The organism is Paraburkholderia sp. SIMBA_030 (assembly GCF_046535245.1).
GTDB lineage: Bacteria > Pseudomonadota > Gammaproteobacteria > Burkholderiales > Burkholderiaceae > Paraburkholderia.
Genome location: NZ_JAWRXB010000034.1, coordinates 1 through 23,119, shown reverse-complemented (window position 1 = coordinate 23,119; position 23,119 = coordinate 1). Strand labels below are relative to the sequence as shown.

Below are 23,119 nucleotides of genomic sequence, written 5' to 3'. Positions count from 1 at the left end.
GCGCGCACTGCGCGAAGAATGAGGCGTCGCGCTTGAGTTTCGGCGCGGCGGACGAGCGTGAGATCGCAGCCGCAGCGTGGGCACGTCGCGGACTCGGCAAGCCGGGCTCGACACCCAGGACAGCGTTCCAACTCACGTCTCCAGGTAGTACAGCAGGTCGGCAAGAGACGCCACCGCCGCTCGCAATGACGCATGGTCGCCGTCCAGGGCGTCCTGGACAGCCTCGATCGCGTCGATCAGGTCTTCTGAGTCCTCCGCGCCGGCCTTCTCGAGCAAGCGCTCGGCCTTCTCGACAAGGGCGCGCGCTTCCACGCCCAGACGACGGCTATCGCTCTGGCTGTCGCGTTCGGGCGCGCGGCCCCGCTCGTGTTCACCGAACAGCGCGTGAACCCGATTGCGCGCCTCGTCGAGCTTGTCCTGCTCGAAGCGGGCGATGGCATTGGCAATGGTTATCGAGCGTTCGAGCCCGCTTTGCTTCTCGCGCGCCGTCACCTGCAGTATCCCGTTCAGATCAAGGGAGAGGCCAAGCACGATCGGATTGCCGGCCAGAGCGTTGCCCAGCAGGCCCTCGACAGTGAAACGGCCAATCTCGATATTGTTCAGTGCGTCCGGGTCCTCTCCCTGGTATACGGTCACATCCACCCTCTCCTGACCATCGAACAGCGTATAGAAGACCTCGCTCTTGGTTACCGGGATGGGCGTGTTCTTGCGAATGAGCGGGACAAAGCAGTACGGGTAGGGCTCCCCGTTAAGCTCGGCGATGGCACTGGTGCCAAAGGTGTAGGGCGTCACGTCAATCAGTACAGTGTGCGTCTGGATACCAGCGATGAGCGCCGCCTGGATCGCCGCTCCCATGGCCACGCACAAGTCGGGATCCACTTCGCTGCGGGGTGGCAGCCCCAGATCTTGTTCGAGGCGGCGCGCTACCAGCGGCGTGCGCGTGGCCCCGCCCACCAGGAGGATCTCATCGATATCGGAAACGGTAAGAGCGGCGCCGCTTAACGCCACGTGCACCGCGTCCAGGGTCTCGTCAATGTAGGGCTTGATCATCGCCTCGTAGTCGTCGCGGGAGATCTCCAGCGACAGGTGCACTGGCACACCTTCTTGCTCCAGCAGGTATTCTTCGGCGAAGGTGGCGTAGGGCTGGTCGGACAACGCGATTTTGACCGCTTCTGCTGCGCGCTGCAGCCGGGCCATGGCGGTGACGGACCGGCTGGCATCGACACCGTTCGTCTCTTTGAGATGCTCGAGCGCAAAATCGACCAGCTTGCGGTCGAAGTCGTCACCGCCAAGATGGTTGTTGCCATGGCTTGCCAGCACCTCCACCACGTCGCTCTCGAGATTAACGACGGAAACATCGAAGGTGCCGCCGCCCAGATCGTACACCAGCGCCTTGCGCGCGCCCTTGTGGCGACTCTCGTAGGCAAGCGCTGCAGCGGTTGGCTCGTTGATGATGCGCACGACTTCCAGACCGGCAATCTCACCCGCTTCGCGGGTGGCCTGACGTTGCGCGTCTGAGAAGAAGGCCGGCACCGTGATCACGGCTCGCGTTACGGCATGGCCAAGGTGCGTTTCGGCGAGGCTCTTCAGCTGGCGCAGAATGATCGCCGAGATTTCCTGTGGCGCGTAGTCCGCCGTGCCCATCGTCACGCGCGCGCTTTCCCCCATGCGCCGTTTGATCGAACGCACCGTGCGATCCGGGTGCAACACATACTGGTTCTTCGCCGCTTCGCCAACGAGCAGCGTGCCGTCGTCGGCGATGCCCACCACCGAAGGCAGGATAGGTACGCCACCGGACACCGGTATGACTTCCACGCGTCCGTCGCGCACCACGGCGATCTCGGAGTTGGTGGTGCCCAGATCGATGCCGACAATGACCTCACTCATGCTTGCATTCCTTTCTTGTTCACGATGACCTCTGCGGCGCGCAACAGCTCCTGGCCATGCAGGAAACCCCGCCGCACTTCTCGCAGTACGATGCCCTCGGGCGCGTCTTGTGCCGACTCGACGCCGACCGCGCGCATGCGTTGCGGGTCGAGCCGCGCGCCGAGCGCATCAATGGGCCGCACCCGGTGGGTCGCGAGCAGTTCGTCGAGCCGCTGCAGTGTAAGCGTCAAGCCCAGGCCCTGGCTTTGCGCGAAGCGCGTGTCGCCGGGCACCATGCGGGCGAGCAGGGAAGGTCGCCGCGCTGCGGCGGCATCCACGCCGGCCTGCAGCCGGTCACGCAGATCGAGCATGCCCAGCAGCAAGCGGCGCTCGGCCTCGCGCGGGACCACAGCCGCCTGTTCGCGCGCACGTTCGAGATCGCGCGTGAGCCGTTCGTTGTGCTCACGCAGCGTCTCGCCGAAACTGCGCAGCTCCTCCAGCGCACTCTTGAACTGGCGCGACTCCAGGCGCACTTCGTTTTTCAGCACGGCCATCTCGGCAAGCAGCGTGCGCAGGTCGACGGGCTCGCCAGGCCCCTCATTCGAGTCCTCGTCGTCAGCCTCCCAGTGTTCCAGGCTCGCGCGAAACTCTTCGACGAGGCGTTCCTTTTCTTCGACATCGAGCAGCCTCATTTTCCCCCCAGGAGGCGGTAGAGACGCCGCTCGTCGGGGCAACCTGGGCGCATGTCGGCGCTCACGATATCGAGCACTTCCTGAACTGTCGGCGCCGCCACGTCGAACAAGGCGTGAGCCCACCGGTCGCGCTCTGTGGCAATGGATTCATAGGCGGCGCGGACCCGTTCGAAGTGCAGGCGGTCGCGCTCGGGCGGGCAGGCACGGATTGCGGCAAGATAGGCGGCGCGGATCGCCTCATCGTCGGCGGTGTTGGCAACACCAAGCACGCGGTACGGATCAGTCATCGAACAGGTCCTTTTGCTTGTCGGTCGGGGCTGTGCGGCGCTTGCGGCGCGGTGGCGGCTTAAGAGGCACGATCGGCTGCGGATCGGCATACGCTCCTGTGTCGCCCAGGCCAGGAGGCGGCCCGATGTCAGCGAGCAGTCCGATCAGAGCGCGAATGAACTGTTTCCTGTTGCCCCCGAAGTCTCGCCGCATCTCGTCGAACAGAGGCTTGCCCAGTTGCTTGCGGACCATCGCGAGGAAAGCATCCTCGCCGAGCGCGGCCAGCATCATCTCAAGCACCGTGCCCGCATCATCGCCGGGCAGCCCATCGAGGTAGTCGTCGTCATCCTCGCCCGGCAACCCGATATGTCCCGTAGCGGCAGCGAGCAGATCGTCCAGCCGCAACACAGTACGCTGGTCGCCGCTGGCCTGGGCGACTTCGAGCGCCCGATCCAGCGCCAGCAGTTCGCGCTGCGGCATGCGCCAGGGATTCGCTCCGTAGGCGGCTGACGCCCTAAGGTAGACGAACACCGGTCGCGCCGGCCAGCGCTGCAGCGCTGCCTCGGCATAGCGGCGCACCAGGGCGCGTTTGTTGTGCCGATGCAGCGCTTCACACACCACCAGTTGGTCGGACTCGGCAAACTGCGCCGCAGAGGCCCCCCGGAGTGCGTCGCCGAGCAGGTCAAGCGCGGTTTGCACCGCTTTGTCGCCGACGCGCGCTGTGTTCAGCGCATGCGCCAATGCCACGACTTCGGAAGCCGCGGGCACCCTGTTGCGCTCAATGCCGGCGCGCCGCAAGAGCGCCTTGGGATCGTGTCTGGTATGGGAGGCCTCAAGCACCAGATGAAAGCTTCCCACGAGCGCGCAACCCATCTCGGCAAGACCCTCGCGCAACAGCGCATCGCCTTCCTCGCAACGCTCGTCGATGATGCCGCGCAGCAGCTTAATCGAGCCATAGTCGGCGTTGGTGCGTAGCCATTGCGCCGCTTCGTCCAGCTCGCGGCGCGCACTCACCGGATTGCGCCCCGCGATCTGTTTGCGCGCGTGGGATAGATGGGCGTGGCCAACCACGGTGCGCACCCGCGGGTTGATGGGATCGAGCTCCAGCACGCGCTTGGCCAGCGTCGCCGCCTTCTTGAACGCGCCGCTCGCCAGCGCGGTTTCCACGGCCTCAAGCAACACGTCGGCGTCGTCCGGGAAGCGCGCAAGCGCCGCTTCGAGACACTTGCGCAACTCCTTGGGCTCGGAACGAACGCGCAGGGCGCGTATCAGCGTGACGTGGGTTGCCCGGTCCTCCGGGTCCAGTTCCAGGCTTTGCGCTAGCCAGGCGAGGGCGTCCTCGTCGGGTGGCCCTCCCCGGTCGTAGCGAGAGCGTTCGTCGGCGAGACGGCGCAGCACCAGCGCGGCGCGGGCGCGCTGGGCCGGGTCTGCCCGGAGACGCTCAACCAGATTCAGCCAGTGGTCTTCGGCCTGTTCCGGATCGCGCTTTAACTCCGCTGCCAGGGCGAGGATGTGGTCCTTTTCGGCAGCGGACAGCACTCCAAAACTCGCCGGGTAGCTTTTCAGCCGCTCCGGGGCATGCGGCAAGAGGCGTCGGCAAAGCTGCGCCGCCCTGTCCGCAGGCAACGCGCTGCGGTGACGCACAAGCAGATCGTAGAGCATCGTCGCAGATGCTGGCCCGTCGCTCAGCCTGGCCAGTTCGAGCACGAGCGGCCGCCGCTCCTCGGGCCAGCCCTTTATATCGAGCACCAGCGCCCGGCCCTCGTCGTTCAGGCTGTTCAGCGACGCGAGCCACGCCTCGCCGGGCAGCACGCATACTCGGAGCACTGCGGCCAACCGTTCAAAGGGACCATCGGCCGGTATCCGGTTTAGCGCGACGTCGGCTTGCTTAGGGTCGGTCCTGTAGAGCGAGAACGCCTTGAGGAGAGTGCGCAGGTCACGATAGGGGGAGCGGAAAGGGATCGCCTGCACGTGTTCGGCCATGGCGGCGTCATCGCCCCGGGCAAACGCAGCAAGCGCCGCCCGGGCCGCGGCCCGATGGCGCAGGAGGGGGCTGTCCGCAGCCAATCCCGTCAGGGCGCTGTCAGGCGCCACCAGGACTGCCGCAGCCACTTGCGTTTCCAGCTGCGTCTGCGCGTCGGGCGAAAGCTTCTGCGTTGCGCCGGCCAACAGGCGTAGGGCCTGCTCGCCCCCTCCCGCCTTTAGCAGCCAGCCCACGTAAGGTCCTTCGATAAGCGGGGTGCCGCACATGTCGGCGCGTGTGCGCCACAGTGCCAACGCTTCGTTGATCATGCCCTTTTGCGCCAATTGTTCGGCACGTCCGGCATATGCAGCGGCCAGCCCTTCTAGCCAGGCGGGACGGCGCTCCTGTTTGAGCAGTTCCTTGAAATGCTCAATCGCCTCCCTGTAGCGCGACGCGCCCAGTGCTGCCTCTGCCTGGTCTGGCAGCACAGTCTTTTTCGCGACGGGAGGCGCGGCCGAGGCCTTGCTGGGTTTTTTCTTGCGCGACATGGGATTGAAAAAAGCGGGGTCGAAAGCGGGGCGCGGCAATGGCGCGTTTTGGTGGAGAGCCAATCAGTCCTCTTGCCGCATGGTAGCGGATGTCGCTAAGGATGCGAAGTCTCAGCCTTGTCCAATGGCAAACGAGTCTGGGCGGGAAAGCGTGATTCCAACGGCAAAGGAGTCTGAGAGTGGGCTCGGGTCGATCGTTGAGGGATGGTGATCGACATGAATACAACAGAGCTTGCGACGATCGGGCAGGTGCGGGAGTTCCTTGCGGGGGTTTCCGGGGTGGAACTGAGGGCGCTTGAGGCCGACGGGCGGAGGCGCCGGCTCGTGGAGCACGTGCGGGGGTGGTTTGGGTACTTCGGGCGCTCGCGTGCGGATCACGGGGTGCTGTCTGAGTATATCTGGAGCGGTACCCATTTCGTGGACGCCATGAACTGGCTTCGAGAGTTATCCACGGCCGGTCGGCGGGTCGCCTGTCACGACCACGACGTCGACCGGCGGTGGGTAACTCGACACTCGTTATGTTATGACGCGGGTTCCTCCTTGCGTTGATTCTCGGCGCGCCAGCGCCGCTCGAATTCACTCGGGCTCACGTAATCCAACGATGAATGCAGGCGTTCAGTGTTGTAGTACGTGAGGTACTCCGTGATGGACAACCGGGCCTGTTCGCGCGTGGCGTAGTGCTCTGGATACACGCACTCGACCTTTACCGTGCCGTTAGCCGATTCCATCGGTGCGTTATCCCAACAGCTCGCCTTGCGGCTCATTGAGACGGTAATGCCACGCGCAGCAAGCACCTTGCGGTACTCGTTGGCCGCATATTGCGACCCCCTGTCAGAATGATGCATGAGCTCGCCCGTGGGGCGGCGCCACTCCAGCGCCATGACCAGCGCCTGCAGTGCCAGGTCTTCATCGATGCGCTCGCTCATCGCCCAGCCGACAAATTTGCGACTGAACAGGTCAAGTACCAGGGCGAGATACAGCCAGCCTTCGTCGGTCGCCACGTAGGTCAGGTCGACCAGCCACTTGCGGTCGGGCGCGCTCGCCTCGAAGTCGCGAGCCAGCACGTTGGGCGCTACCGGATACGCGTGCCGGGAGTCGGTGGTCACAACCCGGAAGCGTCGACGCAACCGGCTTTGCAAACCGTGTTGACGCATCAGACGACCAACCCGCTTCTCGTTGATGGGGCCGACTTCATCCCGCAGTGCCCGATGCATGCGCCGGCGACCGTAGCGGCCGCGATGGCGCCGCTGCAGCGACTGCATCCGTGTAACAAGACGCGCGTTTTCCACGGCCCGTTGCGACGGCGCGCGCTTGCGTGCGGCGTACCAGCCGCTCTTCGACACGCCCAGCGACTCGCACATCAATCCGACCGGGTAAGCGTTTCGGTGTCGCTCGATCCAGGCGTACCTCACAGCGACTCCTTCGCGAAGTACGCCGCTGCTTTTTTCAGTATTTCTTTCTCCATTCGCAGCCGTGCATTCTCCTGCTTCAGGCGTGCGTTCTCAGCCTCCAGATCCGTGACCGGGGGCCTTTGCCCACGCTTGACTGGGGCCTGCCCCTTACGCGCATCGCCAACCCAGTTCGCCAGCGTCTTATCTGACATCTCCAGACTTCGCGCAACCTCCCGCAATCCTCGCCGGCCTACAATCACCTGCTCGACCGCTGCTGCGCGAAACTCCTCCGTGTACTTCCGTCTCGGTACTGATTTCATCGCTTTCTCCACAAGGCTGATTATCAACCTTATGGCGTCCATTTTTCGGGGACCAGATCAATCCGGCGGGTGTCGGGGTATTCGAGGGCTGATTGCGCAGTTCCGGGAGACGAAAACGCTGGGGCTGCGCGAGCGCGGGACATGCACGCAGTTTGCGCGGCGCTACACGGACGAGGATGTGGCGCTGCTCGCGGAGATCGACCGCCTGCACGAGACGCTCTCGGGGGCGGCGACGCGTTCGCGGCGCCGTGGAGCGATGGTAGCGTGTGGGATTTCCCCATGCCATGCCAAGAGGGCAGACCACTTCACTGCCAGGCACGTCACGTACTGCTCCTGAACGCGCCGGCACCCGTTCAGTGAGACTGCCAACTTCCCTTCGTGCGACGAACCGTTACTAATTAGGACTACTGCAGACACTTCGATCCAGCCAAGGCGCGCTAGCAGAAATGACGAACCGGTTAGCGCTTCTGTGAACGCGGCTTAGATTAGGGAAATTGCGAGTTGCATCACTTTCCGCGAGCAGCGGTCGGCAAAAGGTGCGGGGCTTGCTTGTCTTTTGCGCTCAACGCCGGCATACTAGCTAACAGTGATTAGCTAACCTCGGGGGTGCAATGCTCACGGTCAACATGCATGACGCGAAATCGAAATTGTCGAGCCTGGTCGAGCGGCTCGAGCTAGGCGAGGAAAGCGAAGTCGTCATCGCGCGCAACGGCACCCCTGTCGCGCGGCTGGTACCGTTTACCGCACCGCGGCGCATCGGCGCTGCTCGGCACCTGCTCGCGGGACTGGACATACCGGCCACCGTTGAAGCGTTCAACGCGGGCGACGAGGCGATCGCCGCGGACTTCGACGCGAGCGCACGGCAAGGGCTGGCGCCGTGAGGGTGCTGCTCGATACGCATATCGCGCTGTGGGCCGCCGAAGGCGCTCCGCAGCTGTCGTCGGAGGCGATTCGCCTGATCGAGGATCCGGCCAATACGCTTCTGGTGAGCGCCGCAGCCATTTGGGAGATCGCGATCAAACATGCAAAGGGCAACCTGCGTGTGCATCCGCACGATGCTCGCTCGGCGTTTCGGTTGGCTGGCTTCGCCGAGCTGCCGATTGCTGGTGAGCACGCGGAGGCGGTCGCCGCGCTGCCGCTGCACGATGACCACGCGGATCCATTCGATCGCGTCATGATCGCGCAGGCGTTGCATGAAGGTATCGCGCTGTTGAGCGCCGATCCGAAGGTCTGGCGCTATCACCCGACCCTGATGATTCGAGCCTGACGCCGGGGCGAACCGCGTGGAGGGGGCCGGCATGGAGCTGATGCGTCTGTTCTACCCGAACCATCCACCGGCCACGATTTCCGCATTACTGGGAGACCGGATCGGCGTTCTGCGAAAAACACCCAAGGGTCGAACAAGCGCTGCTCTCATGGCATGAAGAAGCCACCAAGGTCGAATGGACGACGCCGCAGGACATTAAAGCTCGGTATCCGACGGCGAGCTTTGTTGGTAAGAATCGCATCGTATTCAACATCAAGGGGAACGATTACCGGCTATTCGTGGCGATCGCCTCCGAATTGCTGTCATCCATATCAAATTTGTCGGCATCGGCACGGAGCATTAGAAAATCAACGCCTTGGCAGCAAGGGCGGTGGGCGGGTTGCTCACAGGAGAGCAACGCAACGGCCGCAATCGGCCCAAACTGTGTCAAAACGCGTAGCCACCGGGAATTGACGAAACCTGTCTCGCCGCAGGTCGCGGCTTTTCGATTGCGGCAACCCGAACGTCAAATCACAGCGGAACTATCGCAACGGTTGAACAAACCCGTACGGGCGTCACGCCCGCATCGCCTTCATGACCGCTTCTGAACCGAGTAGCTTGACCATTCGCTTCATGTTGTACGCCAGCACGTGCAAGCTCATCTCCGTGCTCACGCGCTCGATGGTCCGTGTCAGGAAATGAGTGGCGCCCATCCATGCTTTGTTCGTCCCGAACGGATGCTCGACAGTCTGTCTGCGGATGCGCATCATCTCAGGGGCGTGATCAAGTCGCGCCTGCATCCCGTCAAGAACAGCTTCATGTTCCCAGCGTGCCACGCGACGTTGAGGGCCTGGAGTGCAGTCCCCTTTTAGCGAGCATTGCTGGCAATTTGAACTCCAGTACTTACTGATCTTCAGACCGCGCTCAACAGTTGAGAATCGCCAGATGAGGCGATCACCTGCCGGGCACCGATATTCGTTCGTCTGTGCGTTGAAAATGAAGTCGTCCTTGCCGAAGCGCCCATTAGCTGTTGCGCTCGATGTCACCGACTTCGGAACGAACACGCTTATTCCGGCCTCATGGCAAGCTAGGATCTCCTCGCTCTTGTAGTAGCCCCGATCCGCAACCGCGGTGAGCTTGTCGACGGCCATCTCTGTACGGGCAAGCTTCGCCATCGACGTCAACTGATCACGATCGATGCCATCATTGGTAACGACGTGCGCGACGATCAGATGGTGCTTCGTGTCAACCGCCGTCTGGACGTTGTAGCCCACGACTCCAGTTCCTCGTGTCTTCATCGAACGGGCATCCGGATCCGTGAGCGATACCTGTCCGTCGGGTGCCGCGTTGAGTTGGGCCTCGATCTCCTTGAGGCTTTGCATCTGTTTCTTCAAGGCCGCAATCTTGTCCTGCAGTCGCTCTGTTCTGGCCTTCGCGATTGCAGGCTCCTGACGATCCGCTGTGTCCATCGCCTCGAGATAGCGAGCAATACTTGACTCGATGTCGCGCATGCGTCGTTCGAGCTTGGCGCTCGTGAAGTTGCGGTCGCGATGGTTCACCGCCTTGAACTTGCTGCCGTCGATCGCAACGATCGCTTCGGCGAAGAGGTCCAGACGCTGGCATAGCACGACGAACTGACGGCAGACGCTGCGGATCGCTTTGCCGTTGTCTTTACGGAACCGCGCAATGGTCTTGAAGTCCGGCGCCAGGCGGCCCGTGAGCCACATTAGTTCGACGTTGCGCTGGGCCTCGCGTTCAAGACGACGGCTGGATTGAATACGGTTCAGGTAACCGTAGATGTAGATCTTGAGCATCACCTCCGGATGATACGAAGGCCGGTCGGTCAGCGCCGGCTCAACACCTTCAAACCCGAGTTTATGAAGATCAAGCTCATCTACAAAGACATCAACTACGCGCACAGGATTCGTGTCCGTCACGTAGTCATCAAGCGCTTCTGGCAGGAGAAAGCTTTGAGTACGATTGTCGCCTTGAACGAAGCGTTTCATCTTGCTCATCCCCCGCTATCGGATGGAAAATTTTAACGCTCCAAAAATGCGTTTTGACACAGTCTGGGCCACTTGCTGCCGCTCGGCGGCGTTCTGTCGTGGCATTTAAGCGTCGCCTTTGCTCGGGAATGTGACGCTCGGCGAGGGGAGTCGCACATTCGCAGCTACTAACTGACTTGACCAGCGAAATTCACGGCGTAACTTATAGCAATCTGAAGAGCTACAGATGGGAGAGCAAGCATGGGAGCAAAGGTACTTGGGGTGATTCGAGGCCTAGGCACCACTTACGCCGACGGTACGGAACGCATGGAAATTCATGTCAAATTGGGCAAAGCCAAGCCACTGCCGCATGCGATGAACGCACGTATCCCCGTGCTACTGGACATTACCGGCACGTTGTATCAGGGTGGTGTCCGAGCCACGCCAAATAACCTCTACGTGTGGATTTGCCCAGATATTACGACGCTCTTTTCCGAACGAAGGAAGCTGGCGCATACGCTAACCGCCGCCGGCTTCCACAAGAATGATCAAGTGTGTCTCGACGTCGACGGCGGTTCGATCACGGTCTGTGCCGCTAATTGAGTTTTTCTTTATTTTTCGCAGCAAAAATCTGCCGTTCGATCGCCGAACGGTAGTGCCGACTATTCGGGCCAAAGTGGAACTTCGCATTTGAACCTCGGACCTCGCGTGGGTGGCTTCCTCTCGGTTGGCCACCGATCGCTCCCCTACTACATCATAGGAAGTCGCGCCACCGCCCCTTGCGTCCTGCAGTCTAGGCCTTTGTATTTGCAACGGCATGCCTGCCATTCTCCTAAGCTGTGGCAATCCCAAAAATTTGGTGAATTGACGATGGGTTTTCTGACGAAGAAGTTTGCTCACTACGAACAGATTGCTGAATTGGTCCGATCAACATTCCGCGGTAACGTCAGCGAATTTGACAGCGGGAACGGTTTCCGTCTCAGGCTCTCTGGCAAGCAAACGATCGCCTTCTACTGGCGCGAAAATCATGGCGATAACTGGGCGGAACTTGCGCTAGACCCTCCTGCGCTCAGCCCGGATATGGGACTCTCACCATCCTCACACGTCGTTGGCAATTGGATTGAACGGCAGGTCGCGCTTACCGCACGTCAGTGTGCAATACACAAGCACGACGGCGAGCAAAGTAAGCCTTGGCCGATTGTTGGCTTCGGCAGCCAGACAGAGTTGGACGCCTTTCTGGAGAGCTACCGGAGGTTGCGCGCAGCCCCGTTGGCGTACGGTCCTACCCACGCTGCGGTTCCAATTCAGGCTGACCCACTCAGTTTGGCCGCCTCTCGGCTATTGCAAGCCTACCGTTTCCGAGTCGCCTGCGGCGAAGCCGATACAACCCGGGAAGCAATTGCCCGTCAACGCATTGGGCAGGATCTCCTCCGGGAAGTTGTACTTGACGCGTGGGGAAATCGGTGCGCGCTGACCGGCATCGAGCATCCATCGCTCTTGATTGCCTCCCATATCAAGCCATGGAGAGATTCCTTGGACGCAGAGCGTCTCGATCCGTATAACGCATTGCCTCTGGCAGCGCACATAGATGCAGCATTTGATGTCAAGCTCATCTCGTTCGAAGACGATGGCAGCATTATCATTTCGTGTCAGCTTTCGGAAGCCGATCTAGAGACGTTGGGGATTTCGACCGCAAGCAGGCTGACGCAGCCGCTGCGACCGGGATACTTGCCATATCTTGCGTGGCACCGGGACTCACTCCGGGGATGATGCTGAGGCCCTCTCTTCCCTGAAGTGCCGGGTCGCAGACGCCATGCGCGTCTTAGCTGGCCTCCAAGCTCTACGGCAGATCATCCTGCATGCCGCGACCGCCGGTAATGGCGGGAAAACGACGAATACCCACCTTCCGCTTTTGCCGAGCAATTGTTGGTCAACGCGGTCATGTCAATGCCCGTAGTACCTCGGGGAAGCTGCTGTCGCGTTCGAGCTCGCGCCACCGACCACTCCGGGTCGAGTGCGGAAATCGGTGCAGGCCGACGATCGCGGAGCCCGGCCAGATCAGCACTTGCGAACTCGGCCATTAAGCCCGTTGCTCGGCTCCGCAGTAGTCGCAGCGTGGAAAAATCGATTGCGCTCGGGCACCGGAGTGATCCATAAGCGAACGTCTATGATGTTGCAAGCAATGTCTGATTATCGTGAAAGTACGTGCTGCTCTATGCTCGCTTCTTGCAGTCAGAAAGCTTGGGGCGGGGTGATGAGGCGCACCACTACCGCGTTATGCACTCTCGCAGCGCTGCGAGTGCGCGGCAATAAGGAGACGACGCGGTCTGCGCCGCGTATCAATGTAAATGACGACCACCATTATTTTTTCCCATGCTGCATGTCTGGATCATCGCCCGGGCCCTGACCATCCGGAATCGCCGGAACGTCTGAAGGTCGTGTTGCGCGCGTTGCAGTCGCCGGAATTTGCGGCGCTGGAATGGCGCGATGCGCCGATGGGCACACTCGATCAGGTGCAATTGATCCACGACCAGGCCTTCGTCGAAGAAGTCATGGAGACCGCCCCGCAGCAGGGTTATGTGCCGCTCGATGCGGGCGACACAGTGATGTCGCCAGGCTCCTGGGAAGCCGTGATGCGCTGCGTCGGCGCGGCTTGTGCCGGCGTCGATGCGGTGATGAACGCGCAGGCGCGCAACGCGTTTTGCGCCACGCGTCCGTGTGGTCATCACGCCGAGCCAGCGAGGGCAATGGGTTTTTGCATTTTCAATCAGGCTGCAATCGCTGCGGCTTACGCTCATGAAGTACACAAGCTGGAGCGCGTCGCGGTCGTCGACTTCGACGTCCATCACGGCAATGGCACCCAGGCAGCATTTTTCAATCGCCCGGAGCTGTTTTACGCCTCCAGCCACCAGTCGCCTTTGTATCCCGGTACGGGCGCCGCATCCGAGACCGGCGTCAGCCACAACATTGTCAATGTCCCGTTGCCCCGTGGGTGTGATTCGGCACTCTTCCGTGCACGGATCGAGTCCGACATGTTGCCGGCGCTACGCCAGTTCAGCCCCCAACTCATCGTTATTTCGGCAGGCTTCGACGCGCACCGACTGGACCCGCTCGCAAGCCTGAACCTCGAGGACAGCGATTTTCGTTGGATTACCAGTGAGTTGATGCGTATTGCCGATGCGACGTGCGAGGGGCGCATCGTTTCGATTCTGGAAGGGGGTTATAGCCTGGAGGCCTTGGCCACTGGCACGATGGCGCATGTCCGCGCCTTAATGAATGTTGAGGTCGACCGATCAGGCTCACAGCTTACCGGAGCTACGCAGTGACTTCCGGCCGTGACCGGCCAAGAAGTGTCGGTCGCCCGTCCGCGGCTCGGACATTCAGAAGTCGGCTTAGCTCTTGGCAGCGGACCTTAGAGTCCGGCCTGCTCGCTGCCCAACTTCGAACTTCGCTGCGCTGGCGTAACGCTATGTCCTTACCCTGCGGGCTTATTACGTTGGAATGGTGTTGAAGGTCGTTGACAGCCGGTCTCCGCTGTTAGAGTGCTTTTGCCGTAGAATCGGCGTTCGAGCGGACCGATCCTTTGGAGATTTCTATCCGTTGCGGATCAAATCAGGCTTCGCGAGCACGATTAAATTTTTGGCTCTTTCAAAAATGCAGTGGGTAATGCGGCTCACGAGGCATGCGGATTGAGGGCCGAGAAGTCGAGCTTGCCGGCGATGAGGAACAGCACGGTTCGCATGGTTTTGAAGCTGGCGTATCCGCGCGCCTTGCGCTTGGCCGCTTGAAACAGGCCGTTGATCGCTTCAATGAACCCGTTGGTCTGGCGCGTCTGGGCCCACGCGACGATGCCGTCGAAGTGTCGACGAATCAATCGCGCGACGTCCTTCATCGGTTCAACCTTGGAACGCATGACGCCGGTACACCACCGGCGCAACATCCTGGAGAGCACATGGATCTGCTTGCGATCGAGAATCTCGCGCAGCTGCTCGCGGTACATCGTCAAGGCGGATTTCACAAGAAGCCAGTCTCGCGTCGGGGCGTTTTTTAAATGTGATCAGCTCCCAGTTGCTTCACCGGCGTGAAGGACAGGTGCACCTGTCCTTCACGCGCACGCATCACTCCGTGTGTTCAGCCGACATCCATCCGTTCGCTGCGCTCGCTGCCGCAACCTGTTTAGCGATCGAATCAGCCAGTTTTTTCGCGTCGCCGGCGACGCTGTCGCCTTTCACCTCGGACACGCCATGCAGCGATCCGCCCGTTGCCGCAGCAGTTGCGACGTGGCCAGCAGCTGCGCCGACACCTGCTGTTTCCGCGACGCCGGGCATGTGGCCGCTATTTGCATCGGCGGAGAAGCTTTGCAGCGGCATCGGCGTGCCATTGGCGGGCTTGTAGAGGATCTGGACCGATGCGCCCACTTCGCTCTTGCCGGCGCCAAGACCAATGAGGATGCGACGGCGGCGATTGCCTTCGTCAATTATCTGGAAGTTGCCTTCGACGATCAGCGCGTTCTGGTTCGCCGGTGCCGGGCCGTCCATGCGCACTGCGTGCAGTCCCTTCGATTGCAGCTCGCGCACGATTTCGTCAGCGACCTGTACGCGTGTATCGACGGCCGTCTGATCCTGCTTTTGTGCAGACGATTCGCCGCTCATTGCCATCTTCAGCTTCTGCGACATACCGCTGTCCATTTTCACCTGGTCGGGCGTGGCAACGAACGCGTACACGTAGATGATGTCGGCGCGAGCGGGCGGCGCGGCGCTGGCTTGCGTTACGTTCGTGGCAGCTGAGGCAGAGCCGCCCAGAAGCATCGATCCCGCCACGAGTGCCGTGCCTGCCAGACGCTTTGCGTTGCGAACGAGGGATTTGAAAGAGGTTTGCATGTCGATCCTGTCTTCGGCACCGTTGTGCCGCCAATTGTCGGGGAGAGGTCACCGACAATCGTTCGATCCACAGGATCACAAACTATCGGAGATCACATCTGCGTGGGAGCGTTCGGTCTGTGAGAGAGGCGTGCCGCAACCCGCAGACGCGAGTATGAAAGGAACCGGTAGCGCGCGCCATTCAGCAATTATGTCGTTTGATGTCGCGGCGATTTTCAGCGCGCGCACGCGGCCCGAACGCGCATTTTTATGAAGAATGCCGGTTGAGCGGCAACGTGACGAGCGCCTCGAGACCGCCACCTTCACGCGCGCGAAACGTGAGGGAGCCGCCATGCAGGCGAGCGATGCGTTCGACGATCGCGAGCCCGAGACCTGTGCCGCCCGAATGACTCCGGGCGTTCGTGCCGCGGCTGAAGGGCGCCTTGAGCTTCTCCAGTTCCTCGGTGGCGATGCCGCTGCCGCGATCGCATACGGCGATGCACGCGGCGCCACCTTCGATCCAGGTTCGTACACAAAGCCCGGTCTGCCCGTAGACGATCGCGTTTTGCATCAGGTTCATGAGGAGCCGCATCAGGCTCACAGGTCGGTACGCGAACACGGGGATGTCCGCGAACGACAGTTCGAATTCATGCCCGAGCCCCGCAAAATCCGCAGCGAGCTGACCGATGAGCGCGTTGAGGTCGCCTGGCACCGGAACTTCGCGCTCGCCGCTGCCGGCGTAGTCCATGAACTGCTGGAGAATCGTGTCGATGTGGTCGAGATAGCTTTCCGCTGACGCCACGAACGTATCGTCTGCGCCGCGCGGAATCGCCATCGCCATCGCGAGACGCAACTTGGTGAGCGGTGTGCGGATATCGTGCGACACGCCCGCGAGCATCAGCGCGCGTGTCGCTTCGGCCTGTTGCAACGCCTGCGTCATCTGGTTGAACGCGGTGCTGACCTGGGCGATTTCCGTCGGACCGTCAGTGGGCAGCGCGACGGGCGCTTCGCCCGCGCTGACGTGCCGCGCGGCGCGCGCCAGATCCTTCAGCGGCCGGTTGATGTGCAGCTGGATCAGGTAACCCGTCAGCGCGGCCAGGAGCGCGAGGCCCACGGAGAGCACGAGCGTCGTGGTGATGCCGCTCGCCTGCGCGTCTTCGGTCATCGGCAGCGCAATCCAGCAGGGCTCACCGGCGACATGCACGCGAATCCAGAGGCGCTCGCCGTCGCCGGTCTGCCAGCGCACCTGCATGTCCGGCGGCAGATCGTGTTGCATCGCGCGAACAAAAACGTCGCGCTGCCAGGTGCGAAAAATACGCGTTGGGCTGCGCCGCGGTTCAGGTTCGAGATCGTCGGGTGGCTGCGACTGGCCGCCGAGGCGCGCGGCCGCCGCACGGCCTTCGTCGGGTGGCATGCCGGCGAGCACGCCGTCGAGCGTCTTTATGTAATCCGAGAAGATGATCGCGGCGCGGTCGATGCGCGGGCGCTGCACGTAGTGCAACAGTACCGAAAACGAGCACACCTGGGTCAGCGCGACGAGCGCCACCAGCAGCGCGATATTGCGCGCGAGCAGCGAACGCGGCAGCCACCTGGTGCGCGAAGAAGAGGTCACGACTCGATGCCCGCCACGAGCATGTAGCCGACACCCCATACGGTTTTGATGAAGCGTGGCTTCGACGGATCGTCTTCAATGATCTGACGAAGCCGGAGGATTTGCACATCGATGCTGCGATCGAGCGCATCGTGGTCGCGACCACGTGCCCGCGCGAGCAGGTTTTCGCGGCTCACCGGCCGGTTCGGCGACGAGCCGAGCGCGTGCAGCAGCAACATCTGCGCGGAGTGCACCTCGACGGCCTCGCCGCGATGCCGCAGCGTCTGCGTGGCGACATCGAACTGGTATTCGCCGAAGCGCAGCGTCTGCGAGGTCACGGTCGGCCCGCCGGCCGCCATCTTCTGGCGCCGCAGCAGCGCGCGGATGCGCGCGACAAGTTCGTCGGGAAGGAATGGTTTCGCGAGGTAATCGTCGGCGCCCGTTTCGAGGCCGACGACGCGGTCGACTGGATCGCCCTTCGCGGTCAGCATGAGGATGGGCAGCGTCTGTCCTTCGGCGCGCAGCCGGCGGCACACTGTCAGGCCGTCTTCCGGTTCCATCATCAGGTCCAGTACGAGCAGGTCATACGGTTCGCGCTGCAGGTAGCGGTCGAGCTGCTTGCCATCGGCGACGACGCGCACGTAGAACCCGTGACCTGTCAGGAACCGTTGCAGCATGTTGCGCAATTCGGCTTCGTCGTCCAGCACGATAATCCTGTTCACCTGGTCCATGACGCGTCTCCCGCGCTCGTCGGCATTCAGCGTGCCATTGATCTTTGCTTCATCAGGTCCTCGATCTGCGGCAGCGTGACATAACCGACGTGCTGCGTGTCGATTTCGTCGAAGTGCTTCGCGACCATCGGCATGCCGGCAGCCGCCTGTTCGCGCGTCAGCTTGCCGTCGCGCGTGGTGTTCGCGCTGGCGAAGCGCGACTGCAATTGCTGCATTGCACGCTCACTGCGCGTGGTGTCGCCCGGCGGCAGCGCACCCTGAGCCGAAGCCGCTGCAGAAACAATACACAAGACAAGAACTGCGATCATCTTTTTCATCATCTACTCCGTGGTTCAGCCGACGCTCGTCGCCGGCAGGGTTAATGCATTGATCTGACGTTTGCCGTTACGCCCAGTGCGGGGGCACCCAGACGCGGCCGACCCAGTGGCCCGGCACCATCACCGCGGCGTGCGGCGCGGGTGCGACGTACACAGGGTGGGGCGCGACATACAACGTGCGGGCCTGCGGTGCGATGAACACGACACGTGGCGGAGGTGGCGCGACATAGACGACCTTCGGCGGGGGCGGCGCGACATAGACGACCGGCGGCGCGGGCGGCGGGACATACACGGCCGGCGGAGGCGCGACCACGACCGCAGGCGGAGGTGTCACCACGACGGGTGCCGGTGCGATCACGACCGGCGTGGTGCCCACGGCGACCGTGGCGCCCACTGTCGTGACCGTGCCGCCGGTGGTCACCGTGCCGCCGTGCACAACTGTTGTGCCGCTGCCTGTCGTCACCACGCCGGGGGCCACGCGTGTCGCGCTGCCGGAATGCGTGACGGTTCCGCCGTCGGTGCCCGTCACGGTTCCGGATCGTGCGCAGGTGGAACCGGCGCAGTTCGTCGACGCCGAGTGGCTGGTGGTGTTGCCGTTCGCGGCGGTCACCGTGCCCGAGGACGAATACTGTCCCGGCGCGCTGCGCATCACGCTGCCTGAAGTCGTTGCGCTGTGGCCGTCGGAGCCGGTCAGACTGCCGGTGTGGTCACATGTGCCGCCTGCGCAACTCGTGTCGCCCGAGTGCTGGACCTGACGTCCGTTCGGGCCGGTGGCCGTGCCCGAATTCGAGAACTGGCCAGGTGCAGTGCGGGTCACCGTGCCGCTGTTGGTGGCGATGCCGCCGTACGGATTCGCGACGCCGCCGGCGTGCGAGCAGCTGCCGTCGGAGCATGAGCCGTAATGCGCGCCGTTGTAGGTGCCGTGCGGCGTGTACGCAGTGCCGTGACCTGACCACCCGGCGAAGGCGGGCGTGCTGACGGCGATGAGCAGCGAGGCGGTGGCTGCGGCGAGGTAACGGAGTTTCATCAGATGTCCTTCCAGGTTCGGTTCAGTCACGCACTGCGGCGTGGCAACGGGACGAACTATAGAAGGAGTGCGCGAAATAATCGCGCTGCAAAAGATGTCGCGGTGTTACACCGCCGCCGGTTTCCGTCAGCGGCCGCCCCGCGGCGCCAGCCGGACGTTCCGGCCGGATTTCCGTGACATCTGGCGACATGGTTTCCGCATGGTTTTTAACCGGGCGGCCCACTACATTAGCGTCACCCCGACGCGATAGCGGCTTCTTTCCGCAGACGACGCGTCCCACTCCAACCCGTTATCTGCCCATCATGTTGACCACTGGAAAAATCGCGCTTTGTGTCACCTTGTTCGTCGTCGTCGTCTCGCTGATCGAGGCGTGCGTGCTCACCCGCAAACAGCGCGACAGCGCCACGCCATTCGACTGGTATGAGGTCTGGATTTCGCTCGCGGATCTGGTCGGCCGCAAGTTGCTCGCACTGCTGCCGCTTTCGCTCGCGACACCGGTTTTCGCATTCGCCTGGGATCACCGCATTTTTACCGTCACGCTTGATAGCGCGCTGATGGTGTTCCTGCTCTTTATCGGCCAGGAGTTCTGCTACTACTGGTATCATCGCGCGTCGCACCGTATGCGCTTTTTCTGGGCGACGCACGCGGTTCACCATTCGCCGAACCAGTTGACACTTTCGTCTGCGTACCGGCTCGGCCTGACCGGCAAACTGACCGGCTCGGCGTTATTTTTCACGCCCCTCGTGTGGCTCGGCGTGCGCCCTGAAATCGTGCTTGCGACGCTGACGTTCAATCTGCTTTATCAGTTCTGGCTGCATAACACGTGGACGCCGAACCTCGGCTGGCTCGAATACGTGTTCAATACGCCTTCCGCACATCGCGTGCACCACGCGTCGAACGTCGATTATCTCGATGCGAACTATGGCGGCGTTCTCGTGATTTTCGACCGCCTGTTCGGCACCTACGTCGAGGAACGTGCTGACGAACCGTGCCGCTACGGCCTTGTGACGCCGACGCGCTCGCACAATCCGCTTGTCGTCGAGTTCGAGCACTGGGTCAGCCTTGCGCGCGATATCGCATCGGCGGGCAGCGTGTGGACTGCGATCAGCTACGTCATCCTGCCGCCGGGCTGGCGCCCGGACGGTTCTGGCGAAACGACGGAACAGTTGCGTCAGCAGAACCTGGCCGGACGTCGTGCGGTTGCGGTCAGTACCGAGGGACGGTAAAGGCGAAGGGCGATCAACGGGCGCCCCGGAATGCACTGACGCGGCTGTCCCGCCGCGTTAGCGATCGAGTTCGTAGAGGCGGTGTTCCGGCAATGTCGCGACCAGCCGCGAGCCGGGCAGGTCCGCGGAAAGCCGCATGTGGGGATCGAAAACCGCGAGATAGACGGCCGGGAAACGGCTCAGGATCTGCGGAAAGCGCTGCAGAAAACGGGCCGCCCACGTGCGTAACGCGTGGTCGTCCACTTGAGCCCCTTCATTGCTGAGCTGGCCTTCTACCTGGAACGTACGCAGCGCGACGTTCTCAGGGCGGTAAAGCACCGGTTGCTGTTGGTGTTCACAATTGCCGGGAGTGGACGAAAAGTGGGGGAGTGTTCGTTCAACGTCGAACGGCCTCAGGCGACCTGAAGTGCAGTCTTCCATCGAGCAGCTCGACGCGGGTCTGCAGCAGATAGTGAGCCCCCTTCATGGACCAACGCATTTGTTGTCACTTTGAGAGACGACGATTGATCAAGTGATTCATTACTGACTCCGCTGACGCTGACGATACCCGGCGTCCTTCCATCCTACGGGAGGTGGAGGAGTTGCTGCTGGAGCGAGGCGTGAGCGTCACCTACGAGTCGGTGCGCAACTGGTGCGACCGGTTCGGTGCCCAGTTTGCGCGGCGCGCGAAGGCCGCGCGCGGCAAACCGGGTTCGACCTGGCATCTGGACGAAATGTTCGTGAACCTGCGCGGCGAGCCCTATGTCTTGTGGCGCGCGGTGGACGAACAGGGTACCGAACTGGACGTGCTGCTGCAAAAGCGCCGCGACAAAGGGGCGGCCAAACGCTTCTTCAAGCGGGTGCTGCGCTCACACCCGGTGCCCTCGAAGATCGTCACCGATCAACTGCGCAGCTACCCGGCGGCGAAGGCCGAAATCCCAGAACTGGCGAGCGTCAGGCACGTATTCGTGAAGGCAGCGGCCCGGGTGAATAACCGCGCTGAAAACAGCCACCAGCCCACGCGCCGGCGTGAACGTCAGATGCAGGGTTTCCGCGATTCACGGCGCACGCAGGCGTTTCTCTCGCGTTTTGGTCCGATCCGTCAGCACTTCGCCTTGCCCCGGCACCGGATGAAGGCGGCCTGCCATCGTGCGCAACTCAAGGCGCGTTTGCTCGAATGGCATGACTGGGCAGGCGTGCGATTTTCCCCTGCAAATTAATGAGGAAACCTTACGTCATCGGAAACTCACAAACCATTTCCCTCAACTTGACAAAGCCTCCGCCATACGCAATAGAGGTGCACTTTCGAAAATCTCGTCAGATCGTTGCGGAATCCTCACAAGCCTTGGACACCCGTCGCTTGAAGGGGCACAAAGGTTGTGCCACGACGGACGGCGGCTAATCGGGCAGATTCGATGTTAAATTGGAGTTTGTGTTTATCAACGTAGTTGTTTGACTTCCGAACTGTGCAACCCAAACGCAAAGCGAGCAATGACAAAAATTCCTGATCGTATTGAAACAATGCTTCCTCCTGGCATACGTTCAAGCGTTGTGAACAATTTCAATGGCCTTACGATGCATATCCTGGAAGCTGGTTTTGAAACGAAGGGGCGGCCTGCTATTGTTCTGCTACATGGATTTCCCGAACTTGCCTATAGTTGGAGAAAGATCATGTTGCCCTTGGCAGCTGCGGGGTTTCATGTGATCGCTCCTGATCAAAGAGGTTATGGACGCACTACCGGTTGGGATGGCAATTACGACGGCGATGTTGGTTCTTTCCGGCTACTTAATTTGGTTATAGATGTCGTCGGACTTATCTCGGCGCTTGGCTATCAGTCGATCGCGGCAGTAGTTGGTCATGATTTTGGATCACCTGTCGCCGCTTTTTGTGCACTTACGCGACCAGATATTTTTCGCTCGGTGGTCTTGATGGGAGCTCCGTTTGGCGGCGCTCCATTGATGCCTTTCAATACGGATCACGATACGCGGGAAACCAGCAAAGTAGCGACATACGCAGGCGCCAGCATTCACGATGAATTATCCGCGCAACAGCCTCCGCGAAAGCATTACCAGTGGTATTACTCAACGCGCGAAGCCGAAAATGATATGCGCAACTGCATACAGGGACTACATTCCTTCCTTCGCGCCTATTATCATGTTAAAAGCGCAGATTTCGAGGAAAATCAGCCATTCCCGCTGACGTCATGGACGGCAGCTGAACTCGCGAAACTGCCAACCTACTATATTATGGATAAAGATAAGGGCATGGCAGAAATCGTGGCACTGGATATGCCAACCGCGGCTGCTATCGCTGCATGCAGATGGCTCCCGGAAGATGAGCTGCGGGTGTATAGCTCAGAATACGAAAGAACAGGATTTCAGGGGGCGCTTCAATGGTATCGCTGTTTGACTGAGGGAAAATATATGGCAGAGCTTCGGCTATTTTCTGGTCGCACGATCGACGTGCCTTCATGCTTTATAGCTGGCAAAAGCGACTGGGGAGTATACCAAAAGCCTGGGGAATTGACGAAAATGCAGGACACCGCGTGCACACGGATGTTGGATTGCCATTTAGTCGATAACTCTGGACATTGGGTACAACAAGAACAGCCTGAAATAGTAAGTCAATTGCTTTTGAAGTTTCTGAGCAAATGCACTGCTGAATACAGCCCAATCTCCTTGTAGGATGCTGCATTGGCGGAGACTTGCCCCTTTTCGGAAAAGACGCGCGGCCTCTTCTCTTAGTAGAAGACACCCGCCCTTCCATCTGGCCGCCAGTCCCAGTGCGGCTGCGGCTGCGGCCGAACGCTGTTGTCTACCGGATCGAAAAGCCGACGGTCGAGAGGTCACTCGGAGATTTGGGACGGGTTGGGAGTGAGCATTTCATTCTCCAAAACCACATTCGCGGCTGTTCGATATGCCGTTTTGCGAACGTCGGCATTGGCCGATGACCTGTCGAAGGACTCGAAGAGTGAATGGCCGCTGTAGCCTAGGAAGCTGCCGACTAGCTGGTGCTTAGTCCACCGTCTGTTGAGGGTCGGTTTGCGTCACTTGCAGTCCAACAAGCGTGCTTAGCTGTTGGACCACCCACGATGGTGCGGTTTCAACTGC

At 61.4% G+C, this 23,119-nt stretch carries 20 protein-coding genes and 3 pseudogenes; 9 read left to right on the top strand and 14 right to left on the bottom strand.

Features of this window, described 5'->3' with window-relative positions; all coding sequences use genetic code 11:
- Positions 1-132: 132 nt before the first annotated feature.
- The 5 genes from SB772_RS37345 to SB772_RS37325 all read right to left on the bottom strand — a co-directional run bounded on the left by SB772_RS37345 (position 133) and on the right by SB772_RS37325 (position 7,059).
- Positions 133-1,887: an Hsp70 family protein gene (locus SB772_RS37345; RefSeq protein WP_410838130.1), complete on the bottom strand. Its 1,755-nt coding sequence runs from the start codon at positions 1,885-1,887 to the stop codon at positions 133-135.
- Positions 1,884-2,558 carry a nucleotide exchange factor GrpE gene (locus tag SB772_RS37340; protein WP_410838129.1) on the bottom strand — a complete coding sequence of 225 codons (675 nt, stop codon included), beginning with the start codon at positions 2,556-2,558 and terminating at the stop codon, positions 1,884-1,886. The genes SB772_RS37345 and SB772_RS37340 overlap by 4 nt, the downstream gene beginning before the upstream one ends.
- On the bottom strand, positions 2,555-2,845 hold the full coding sequence (locus SB772_RS37335) for a hypothetical protein (protein WP_410838128.1): 291 nt from the start codon (positions 2,843-2,845) through the stop codon (positions 2,555-2,557). Before SB772_RS37335 ends, SB772_RS37340 begins: the two co-directional genes overlap by 4 nt.
- A complete protein-coding gene (locus tag SB772_RS37330; RefSeq protein ID WP_410838127.1) occupies positions 2,838-5,399 on the bottom strand; it encodes a tetratricopeptide repeat protein in 2,562 nt (853 codons plus the stop codon). Before SB772_RS37330 ends, SB772_RS37335 begins: the two co-directional genes overlap by 8 nt.
- A gap of 458 nt (positions 5,400-5,857) precedes the next feature.
- Positions 5,858-7,059, bottom strand: a protein-coding gene (locus SB772_RS37325; RefSeq protein WP_410838148.1) for an IS3 family transposase whose coding sequence is annotated in 2 segments (ribosomal slippage) — positions 5,858-6,777 and positions 6,777-7,059 — 1,203 coding nt in all. Because the reading frame shifts where the segments join, the coding sequence is not laid out codon by codon here.
- 599 nt (positions 7,060-7,658) lie between these two features.
- Between SB772_RS37325 and SB772_RS37320 the strand changes: the two genes are divergently transcribed.
- From SB772_RS37320 to SB772_RS37310, 3 genes are all read left to right on the top strand, one after another.
- Positions 7,659-7,928, top strand: coding sequence for a type II toxin-antitoxin system Phd/YefM family antitoxin (locus tag SB772_RS37320; protein ID WP_007742261.1), 270 nt, complete (start codon positions 7,659-7,661; stop codon positions 7,926-7,928).
- A complete protein-coding gene (locus tag SB772_RS37315; protein WP_410838126.1) occupies positions 7,925-8,314 on the top strand; it encodes a type II toxin-antitoxin system VapC family toxin in 390 nt (129 codons plus the stop codon). The genes SB772_RS37320 and SB772_RS37315 overlap by 4 nt, the downstream gene beginning before the upstream one ends.
- A gap of 62 nt (positions 8,315-8,376) precedes the next feature.
- Positions 8,377-8,901: a type II toxin-antitoxin system HigB family toxin gene (locus SB772_RS37310; protein WP_410838147.1), complete on the top strand. Its 525-nt coding sequence runs from the start codon at positions 8,377-8,379 to the stop codon at positions 8,899-8,901.
- Here the strand turns inward: SB772_RS37310 and SB772_RS37305 are convergent.
- Positions 8,869-10,299: an IS1182 family transposase gene (locus SB772_RS37305; RefSeq protein ID WP_410838146.1), complete on the bottom strand. Its 1,431-nt coding sequence runs from the start codon at positions 10,297-10,299 to the stop codon at positions 8,869-8,871. The two genes, SB772_RS37310 and SB772_RS37305, sit on opposite strands and share 33 nt — an antisense overlap.
- Positions 10,300-10,539: 240 nt before the next feature.
- On the opposite strand from SB772_RS37305, the gene SB772_RS37300 reads away from it, so the two are divergent.
- The 3 genes from SB772_RS37300 to SB772_RS37290 all read left to right on the top strand — a co-directional run bounded on the left by SB772_RS37300 (position 10,540) and on the right by SB772_RS37290 (position 13,604).
- Entirely contained in the window at positions 10,540-10,881 is a 342-nt protein-coding gene (locus SB772_RS37300) for a hypothetical protein (protein ID WP_410838125.1), read from the top strand.
- 267 nt (positions 10,882-11,148) lie between these two features.
- Positions 11,149-12,048: an HNH endonuclease gene (locus tag SB772_RS37295; RefSeq protein WP_410838124.1), complete on the top strand. Its 900-nt coding sequence runs from the start codon at positions 11,149-11,151 to the stop codon at positions 12,046-12,048.
- 578 nt (positions 12,049-12,626) lie between these two features.
- Positions 12,627-13,604, top strand: a complete 978-nt coding sequence (locus SB772_RS37290; RefSeq protein WP_410838123.1) for a histone deacetylase family protein — start codon at positions 12,627-12,629, stop codon at positions 13,602-13,604.
- A gap of 347 nt (positions 13,605-13,951) precedes the next feature.
- Here SB772_RS37290 and SB772_RS37285 read toward each other — a convergent pair.
- The 6 genes and pseudogenes from SB772_RS37285 to SB772_RS37260 form a co-directional block, all read right to left on the bottom strand.
- Positions 13,952-14,278 (bottom strand): annotated as a pseudogene (locus tag SB772_RS37285) (transposase); the annotation flags it as partial.
- A 118-nt stretch (positions 14,279-14,396) separates the two neighbouring features.
- A complete protein-coding gene (locus tag SB772_RS37280) occupies positions 14,397-15,158 on the bottom strand; it encodes a DUF4410 domain-containing protein (protein WP_410838122.1) in 762 nt (253 codons plus the stop codon).
- Between the two features lie 247 nt (positions 15,159-15,405).
- Positions 15,406-16,749: an ATP-binding protein gene (locus SB772_RS37275; protein ID WP_410838121.1), complete on the bottom strand. Its 1,344-nt coding sequence runs from the start codon at positions 16,747-16,749 to the stop codon at positions 15,406-15,408.
- Positions 16,746-17,459, bottom strand: coding sequence for a response regulator (locus tag SB772_RS37270; protein WP_410838120.1), 714 nt, complete (start codon positions 17,457-17,459; stop codon positions 16,746-16,748). The genes SB772_RS37275 and SB772_RS37270 overlap by 4 nt, the downstream gene beginning before the upstream one ends.
- Positions 17,460-17,485: 26 nt before the next feature.
- Positions 17,486-17,776 carry an EF-hand domain-containing protein gene (locus SB772_RS37265; RefSeq protein ID WP_410838145.1) on the bottom strand — a complete coding sequence of 97 codons (291 nt, stop codon included), beginning with the start codon at positions 17,774-17,776 and terminating at the stop codon, positions 17,486-17,488.
- Between the two features lie 67 nt (positions 17,777-17,843).
- On the bottom strand, positions 17,844-18,803 hold the full coding sequence (locus SB772_RS37260; RefSeq protein ID WP_410838119.1) for a hypothetical protein: 960 nt from the start codon (positions 18,801-18,803) through the stop codon (positions 17,844-17,846).
- Between the two features lie 302 nt (positions 18,804-19,105).
- Here SB772_RS37260 and SB772_RS37255 point away from each other — a divergent pair, with 302 nt between their 5' ends.
- Positions 19,106-20,029, top strand: coding sequence for a sterol desaturase family protein (locus SB772_RS37255; RefSeq protein ID WP_410838118.1), 924 nt, complete (start codon positions 19,106-19,108; stop codon positions 20,027-20,029).
- Between the two features lie 57 nt (positions 20,030-20,086).
- Here the strand turns inward: SB772_RS37255 and SB772_RS37250 are convergent, their stop codons facing one another.
- Positions 20,087-20,449, bottom strand: coding sequence for a hypothetical protein (locus SB772_RS37250; RefSeq protein ID WP_410838149.1), 363 nt, complete (start codon positions 20,447-20,449; stop codon positions 20,087-20,089).
- Positions 20,406-20,594: pseudogene (locus SB772_RS37245) on the bottom strand (ISKra4 family transposase); the annotation flags it as partial. The pseudogene SB772_RS37245 and the gene SB772_RS37250, both read right to left, overlap by 44 nt.
- Between SB772_RS37245 and SB772_RS37240 the strand changes: the two are divergent.
- Both SB772_RS37240 and SB772_RS37235 read left to right on the top strand, forming a co-directional pair.
- A pseudogene (locus SB772_RS37240) lies at positions 20,593-21,228 on the top strand (IS6 family transposase); the annotation flags it as partial. The pseudogenes SB772_RS37245 and SB772_RS37240 overlap by 2 nt on opposite strands.
- A 271-nt stretch (positions 21,229-21,499) precedes the next feature.
- The gene (locus tag SB772_RS37235) at positions 21,500-22,693 is read left to right on the top strand and encodes an alpha/beta fold hydrolase (protein WP_410838117.1); all 1,194 of its coding nucleotides are present in this window, start codon (positions 21,500-21,502) and stop codon (positions 22,691-22,693) included.
- Positions 22,694-23,119: the final 426 nt, after the last annotated feature.